The organism is Nocardia veterana NBRC 100344 (assembly GCF_000308855.1).
In the GTDB taxonomy this organism is placed as follows: domain Bacteria; phylum Actinomycetota; class Actinomycetes; order Mycobacteriales; family Mycobacteriaceae; genus Nocardia; species Nocardia veterana.
Genome location: NZ_BAGM01000068.1, coordinates 20,273 through 27,767, shown reverse-complemented (window position 1 = coordinate 27,767; position 7,495 = coordinate 20,273). Strand labels below are relative to the sequence as shown.

General features: G+C 71.3%; 5 protein-coding genes. 2 read left to right on the top strand and 3 right to left on the bottom strand.

Features of this window, described 5'->3' with window-relative positions:
• Together ON37_RS34115 and recC are read right to left on the bottom strand one after the other, a co-directional pair.
• The coding region (locus ON37_RS34115) for a UvrD-helicase domain-containing protein (RefSeq protein ID WP_373282009.1) at positions 1-626 on the bottom strand (626 nt) is incomplete at its 3' end.
• Between the two features lie 293 nt (positions 627-919).
• Positions 920-4,330 (bottom strand): exodeoxyribonuclease V subunit gamma, encoded by a 3,411-nt coding sequence (gene recC, locus ON37_RS11855; RefSeq protein ID WP_040719123.1) that lies wholly within the window; start codon positions 4,328-4,330, stop codon positions 920-922.
• 371 nt (positions 4,331-4,701) lie between these two features.
• Between recC and ON37_RS11850 the strand changes: the two genes are divergently transcribed.
• Entirely contained in the window at positions 4,702-4,908 is a 207-nt protein-coding gene (locus ON37_RS11850) for a hypothetical protein (protein WP_040719122.1), read from the top strand.
• Between the two features lie 126 nt (positions 4,909-5,034).
• Positions 5,035-5,925 carry a serine hydrolase gene (locus ON37_RS11845; RefSeq protein ID WP_245553165.1) on the top strand — a complete coding sequence of 297 codons (891 nt, stop codon included), beginning with the start codon at positions 5,035-5,037 and terminating at the stop codon, positions 5,923-5,925.
• Between the two features lie 12 nt (positions 5,926-5,937).
• On the opposite strand, the gene ON37_RS11840 is transcribed toward ON37_RS11845, so the two are convergent.
• The gene (locus ON37_RS11840; protein WP_040719120.1) at positions 5,938-7,434 is read right to left on the bottom strand and encodes a cytochrome P450; all 1,497 of its coding nucleotides are present in this window, start codon (positions 7,432-7,434) and stop codon (positions 5,938-5,940) included.
• Positions 7,435-7,495: the final 61 nt, after the last annotated feature.

Sequence of the window (7,495 nt, the reverse complement as noted above, 5' to 3'; positions counted from 1 at the left end):
GCCAGCGCCTGCGCCTGCCGCACCGGCATCGGCGCCCCGCCGCGCGCGTACCGAGCCAGGTACAGATCCTCGGCGACGGTGGCGACCAGCTCCTCGATGCCCTCGACCAGCCGGACGCGCGGATCGTGCTCCCCGGCGATGCCCAGTTCGTCGAGCATGCGCTGACAGAAGCCGTGGGTGGTGGAGATGGTGCCGGCATCGAAGTCCGACAGCGCGGCCAGCAGCCGGCGCCGCCGGCGGCCCACCTCCGCGTCGTCGGCGGCGGCCAGATGGGCGATCAGCTCGTCGCCGCTGCCGCGAGCGGTGTGCGGATCCGCCAGCGCGGCCGCGACGGCGACGAATCGTTCGCGGGTACGCTCGCGCAGCTCCTGGGTGGCGGCCCGGCTGAAGGTGACCAGCAGCAACTGTGAGATGTCGACCTGCCCCTCGGCCACGAACCGCACGGCGAGCCCGACGATCGCGTAGGTCTTGCCGGTCCCGGCGCTGGCCTCCAGAACCGTTGTGCCGGTGGGTAGTTCGCCGCACAGAGTGAACTGGTCCGAGCGATCACCCGTGCTCGGCGCCCCGCCGGGGCGCGGCGGGGTGGCCGGTCGGGCGGTCTCGGCCGAATCGGTATCGCTGACCACGTCGGCCCGAGCCGCAGGCGGCTGTACCGGTGCGATCGCATCGGCATCGGACGCATGATCGGTGCCGTCGTTCCGGTCGGCGGTGGCGGCCGGATCGGCAGCATCGTCGCGTTCCGGCGCGGCGGCGGTGTCGCGCGAATCCCGCCGGGGTTCGGTCGGCGCCTCGTCGATCGGGAAGAGTTCCGCGATCTCCGGTTCGGGCGCCGGGGCGGCCGGTGACCGGCGTCGGCCGCCGGCGCGACGCGATCCGGCGCCGGCGGTGTGCAGATCGGTCAGCGGGAACAATTCGTCGGTCACGGTTGCCCCTGGGATTCGTTGGCCAGCAGCGGGTTCCACAGCCGCCGCGCGATCGAGCCGAAGGTGGTGATCTCACCGTGCCGATCCGGTTGCGGTAGCGGGGTTTCCAGCTGTTCGAAGCGTGGTTCGGGACCCCGGAGGTAGGTCAGGTAGCGGTCGGTGTGGTCACCGAACGGCCGCGGGCCCTTCGGGCCACCGTAGAACTCCTCCTCGGCCGCGGCCCGGGCGGCGTCGAGATCGGCTCCGCGGCAACGGCGTTCGGCATACACCGCCGAGGCCGACGGGGCGAAGGCCAGCGGTTCGGCCAGCCCCTCGTCACGCAGGTCCGCGAGGTCGCGCAGCAGTTCGGCGGCCGTGGCCGCGGCGGGCGCGGCCAGGGTGGACCGCCAGGCCGGCCGCCCGAATTTTCCGCGTCCGATGCTGATCGCCTGCCAGCTCTGATGCCGTTCGGTAGCGGCCAGCGCGAGCAGCCGCACCCACGCGGCCATCCGATGTTTGGGCGCCAGCCGCGAATAGGTCGCCCGCACGATGGCGTCGTCGTGCACGTCGGCGACGGTTCCGGCGAGCCGGCGACCGGAGCCGAGATCGACGGCGATATCGATGGTGCGCGCGGGCGCCTCTTGCAGCGGAGCCGCCACCTGCACCAATCGGTCCACGGTGGATTCGACCTCGGTCAGGACCGTCGCGCCGAGCCCGAAGGGCGGCAGGGTGCCGCGTCGCCATTCCGCCGCCCGCAGCGCGGCCGGATCGGCCCCGGTCAGCCGTGCCGCCAGCATGCGCTCGCCGATATTCCAAGTGGCCAGGCCGCTCAGCTCGATGGGCAGCCGTTCATCGATGTCCTCGTCCTCCTCGGGCACGCGAATGCCCAGCCGCTGCCACAGGAAGGCCCGGATCGGATGTTCGGCGAAGGCGACCAGGTCCGCCAGTTCGACATCGGTGCGCGGCAGCGCCGGCAAGGGACCGGGCAGCAGCGGCGGGGCCGGGCGCGCCGGGCGCGCGGCGGCCTCGGCGGCGGCCAGCGCGAGCGAATCGAATCCGAACGGCGCCGCCGGGTCGAAGTTGCGGCGATCGTAGGACTGCAGCGGATGCCGCCGGACCACATCGGCAGCGCCGTGGGCGCGCAGCACGTCGATCAGTTCGGCCAGCGGCGTGACCGGCGGCCGCGGCACACCGGTCACCGGATCGGCGCCGCTGTAGAGCACGACCAGATGCCGTTGCGCCGCGAGGACGGCATCCAGCAGCATGCCGCGGTCCTCGCTGCGGGGATCCCGTTCGCCGACAAGGGGTTCGCGGGCGGTCACATCGTCGCCGTCGGCACCGCCGCTCCGCGGGAACACGTCGTCGTCGAGCCCGAGCAACACCACCACGCGATGCGGGACCGATCGCATCGGAGCGAGTCCGCACACGGTGAGTTCGCCGGTGCGATAGTTCGATCGCGGCGCCCGCGCCCGGGACCGCGCCCGCAGCGCCGCGACCACATCGGGCAGGCGCAGGGGGGTGTCGCCGGCGTGTTCGAAGGCCGCGACGAGTTCCCGGCGGGCCTGCACTCCCTGCCATGCCGCCGCGGCGGGCAGGTCGGTGAGCAGGTCCAGGGCGCGGTGCAGCACGTGCAACCACTGCCGGGCCGGACGGGGGGCGCCGGCCGGTTCGGCCGGGGTGGGCCCGCTCAGGTCGCGAACGCAGACGGCGAGCCGATCGACGAACTCGGCGAAGCGGCCGGCCAGATCGACATCGCCGGAATCGACGTCGTCGAGCGGGAGCGCCAGATCCAGCCAGTCCGCGCCGGATTCGCCGGCTGCCACGCCGAGCAGAATGCGGTCGACCGCGGTGTTCAACGTGTTCTGCGCGAACTCACCGAGTCCGAACGCCTGCCGCTGGCGCTGCCCGATACCCCAGCGCGCGCCGGTCTCGGCCGCCCATTCCCGCAGGCGCTCGATATCGTCGTCGTCGAAGCCGCAGCGGTGGCGCACCGGTTCGGCCGCCGCCAGGTCGAGCACCTGGGTCACGCCAACCCGCCCCTCGGCCAGCGCGAGCAGATCCTCGAGCACCGCGAGCACGGAATTGCCCGCTCCCGCAGCACGTTCGGCGGGTCGTACCCGCAGCCCGTGCCCGGGATTCGCGTCGGGGTCCTCCGCCGCGACCGGTCCCTGCCCGAAGGCGGCCCGCACCAGCGGCGCGTAGCCCTCCGGATCCGGGCACAGCACGATCACGTCGCGCGGTTCCAGGGTCCGGTCGCGTTCGAAGAGACCGAGCAGGACGTCGCGCAGCACCTCGACCTGCCGGGCCGGGCCGTGACAGGCGTGGATCTGCACGCTGTCGTCACCCCGGGGCAGCGTCGTCCGCGGCGGCCACCGATCGGCCCGGATGCCGCGCTGCAATTCCGAAAGCACTGTGCCGGTGTAGTTTTCGTCCGTGTCGCCGGGCGGATCGGCCCGGTGGTAGGAGTCGACGGAAGGCACCGCCGCCAGGCACTGCTGCAGTTCCCGGACCTCACTGCTCGAGGCGGCCAGCAGCGGATGCGCGGCCACCGGCTCGGCGGCGATCCGCCGCGGCGCGGCGAGTTCCGTCCGCACCGCCGTCGCCACGGTCGAGGTGGTCCCGGCTGCCGCGGCGACGGCGGCTCCGTCGACGGCGTCCCACAGCACCGGGCTCGGATGCGGCAGCCACAGGTGCACATCCCGGTGCTCGGCGAGGGCGGCCAGCACCGCCAACCGGGCAGCCGGAATCCGGTGCGGCGCGAACAGCGAAAGCCGCTGCGGGAGATCGATACTCGCCGGATCGGTCCGCAGCCGCCCGCACACCGCCGACAGCCGCTCCGCCGGTGATCCGACACCGATGCGGGCGCGGACCTCGCGCCACAATCGCGGCTGCCATCGCAGATCCTCGGATAGTTCGGCACCGCAGCCGTCGGTGTCGGCGCCCGCGGCCCATTCGACGATCAGCGACGGCCGGGTCGAGCCGTAGGTGTCGAACAGGGTCGCGATATGCGTCGCGGTGGCCAGGCGCCGCCCGGCGCGATAGGCCTGATCGAGACCGCCACCCACACCGAGATGCCGGGCCAGCACCGCGGCCCAGTCCTGCTTCAGCGCCGCGTCCAGCGCCGTGAGCACCGGCCAGACCAGCCGATCCGGCGCCCACGGGTCCGCGTCGGCGGGGATGCCGGCGGCCGCGGCCGCCACGTCGGCGAGCAGTGCGGCCGGGGTCGGATAGTCGATATTGGCGGCGACGCCGTCGCCGCGCCCGGCGCCCAGCGTGGTCGCCAGCCGTTGATTGAGCCAGCGCTGCACACCGTGGGCGGAAACCGCGACCACTTCCGCGGCGAAGGGGTCCGGCAGCGGCTGCGACAGCATCTCGGCGAGCGCGTCGGCGAGGGTACGCGCCGATTCGGCTCGGTGGATGTGCAGCACCTTCGGCCGCCTCTCTGTCCTCGCGTTCGATTCGTGGTCGCGGTGGTCCGGCGGCCCGATCCTACAAACCCGGCCACCACGAGCGATGCGGCTCACCCGGTGCGGCCCGCGAATCTACCGGATATCCGCTGCCCACCGGTGCCGAACCTTCTCCGCAATCGCTACGGAACCGGCCTTCACCACCGTTTTGCCGACTTTCGCAGCATTGCACCAAACTTCCGGCAACACAATCGATTCCGCCCGATTTCGACACCTCGGCAGCGCGAAGACGATTCGTCACCGCGTGTCACCCGCCGCCGCGTGCGCGCGTATGTCACAGTGCTCTGCGGGGAGGTTTCGGGAGAAGCGGTATCGAAAGGCTGGTTCGAGTCATGTCTGCGACGGTGGTCCCCCTCGTACCCAGGTCAGGGTTCACGGTTCGGCGATCGGGCGAGACGTGGGAATTGATCAACTCCCGGCACTACGGCCGGGGCGTCGTCCTGCACACCTGGGCGCGTGACAGCCACTCCGAGGCCTTCGAGCACTGCTATCGGCTCAACGGCCGCAGCGTCGAGGAACTGCTCGCGGCATTCCGCTGACCTGGGCGAACAGGCGGCGCATGGCCGAAATGCGCTGGCCTGCAACGAACTTTGCGCAGGTAGCACATCCGGCGCCCCGGCTCAAGACGTGCACGAACGGCAGATCGGTGGCTATTGTGGCTCACCGTGCGTTATCCCCGGACCGCGTCACGCGGCATTCGAACCCCTCGCCTGGCCGCCGGCGCCTGCGTCGTCGCCGCCGCCGCGTTGATGGCGAGCACTCCCGCGCTGGAACCGGCTCCCGCCGCCGCCGTCCCGCTGCGCATGCAGGGCTGCCGCGACGGATTCGACTGCGATCTGAGCAGCCGGATCGCGGCCGTCGACAATTACCTGGCCGGCCGCCCTGGCGTCACCGGTTATGTCGTGCGTGACCGCGTCACCGGCGGCACCTACGCCAACGCCCACGCCGACACCATGATCTGGACGGCCTCGACCATCAAGCTGGCCATCGCCGAGGATCTGTTGAACCGGGCTCGGGTCGGCGCCATCGTGCTCACCCCCGAGGACCGCAACCAGATGGAGTCGATGCTCGCGACCTCCAACGACGCCGCGGCCGACTATCTGTGGAACAAATACGCCGGCCCGGACCGCCTGGCGTTCAACAACGCCTTCCGCGCCAACGGCATGACCGGCCTGGTCCCGCAGCCGCCGACCGGCGGCCATGCGTTCCCGGACTGGGGGTTTCAGCAGTGCACCCCGGCCGACCTGGACCGGTTGATGAACAACGTGCTCGACCACATGCACCCCGACGATCGCAACTACCTGCTCGACCGAATGCGCAAGGTGGACACCAATCAGCACTGGGGCGTGTGGGGCGCGGGCGATGCCATGCATCCGGGGTTGAAGAACGGCTGGTCCGACGAGAACGGCGGCTGGGTGGTCAACTCGGTCGGCTTCGCGGGCCCCGGTGAGCGCTACACCCTCGCGGTGATGAACTCGCTCGGCGATCAGGGCGGCTACACCGACGGCGAGGAGACCACGACGCATGTCGCGCAACTCCTGTTCGCCGGCCGGTGAGCCGCCGCGCGATCACAGCCGGGTAAGGCGCATCGGCGCGCCGTCGCGCGGGAACGGGATGGTGTTGAACCCCCAGGGCATCAGATAGTCCTGGGGAATGCGCCATTCGTAGGCGCGCACCATCGCGGCGATGACCACCTTCACCTCGAGGGTGCCGAAGTGCATGCCGATACATTTGTGCGCTCCCGCGCCGAACGGCATCCAGGCCAGTCGATGGGATTTGTCCTCGCGGCGGCCCTCGGTGAAGCGCTCCGGATCGAAACGCGCCGGATGCGACCACAGTTCGGGGGTGAGGTGGTTGACGGCGTAGGCGACGTCGATGTGGGTGCCCGCCGGAATGTAGTGGCCGGCCACCTCGGTGTCGCGCACCGCGCGCCGGACCAACCCGGGCACCGGCGGCACGAGCCGCAGGCTCTCCTTGATCACCAGATCCAGGTCCCGCAGGCGGTCCAGGTCGGCGATCGTCGGCGGGGCGCCGTCCAGCTCCTCGAACAGCGCGCGGGCCTCCGCGCGCACCCGCCGCTGCCACTCCGGGTGCCGCCCGAGGTAGTAGGCGACCGAGGTCGCCGTGGTCGTCGTGGTGTCGTGGGCGGCCATGATCAGGAAGATCATGTGGTTCACGACATCGGCGTCGGTGAAGGTTTCCCCGTCCTCGGTGCGGGCCGCGCACAGGGCGGAGAAGAAGTCCGCACCCTGCCCCTCGCGCTTGCGCGGCACCATCGCCGCGAAGTACTCCTCGAGGACCTTGCGCCCGCGCAGCCCCGCTCGCCAGGCGCCGCCGGGCACCGGATGACGCACCAGTGCCAGCGGTGCGTGGGTGCAATCCAGGAAGGCCTGTCCGAGCCGCTGCCGCTGCGGCCCGGCATCGACGCCCATGAAGGTTTCGGTGGCGATCTCGAGGGTGAGATCCTTCACCGTCGGGTACAGCCGCAGGGTGCGCCCACCGCTCGGGCTCCAGCGCGCGACCGCCGCCTCGACCACCGGACTCAGGTGCGCCAGATGCGATTCCAGCCGTTCGCGGGTGAACGCCTGCTGCATGATGCGGCGATGGAACATGTGCTCGGAGAATTCCAGCAGCAGCAGGCCGCGGCGGAAGAACGAGCCGATGAGGAAGTCCCAGCCCTGGCCGAAATCGTTGCGCCGCTTGCCGAGCACCTCGTCCACGGCCTGCGGGCCGGCGACGAGAACGCGGTCGACGCCGAAGGATTTGTTGTAGCTGACCGGTCCGTAGCGGCGGTAGCGGTCGTACATCTCGGCCGGTCCCCAGCGCAGATACTGCAGCGAGCGACCCAGCACCGGCAGTCCGGAGTCGCCCCGCACGGCCACGGCCGCACTCCCCCGCGGCGGCGTAGCCAGCACCTGCTCCCGGGCCGGCAGTTTGCGCAGCAGCCGATCGACGGGGTGGCGATCCGGAATCTCGATGAAATCGATGTTCTCCCGGTCCGCGGGTTCGACTGCGCGAACGCTGTGCCGCACGGGGCCGGAGGGACGCGGGTCGACGCTGACCATGATTGAAGCCTCCCGAACGCGGCGACCGCGCCACATCGCCCGGCCGCAAGAAAAGTACACC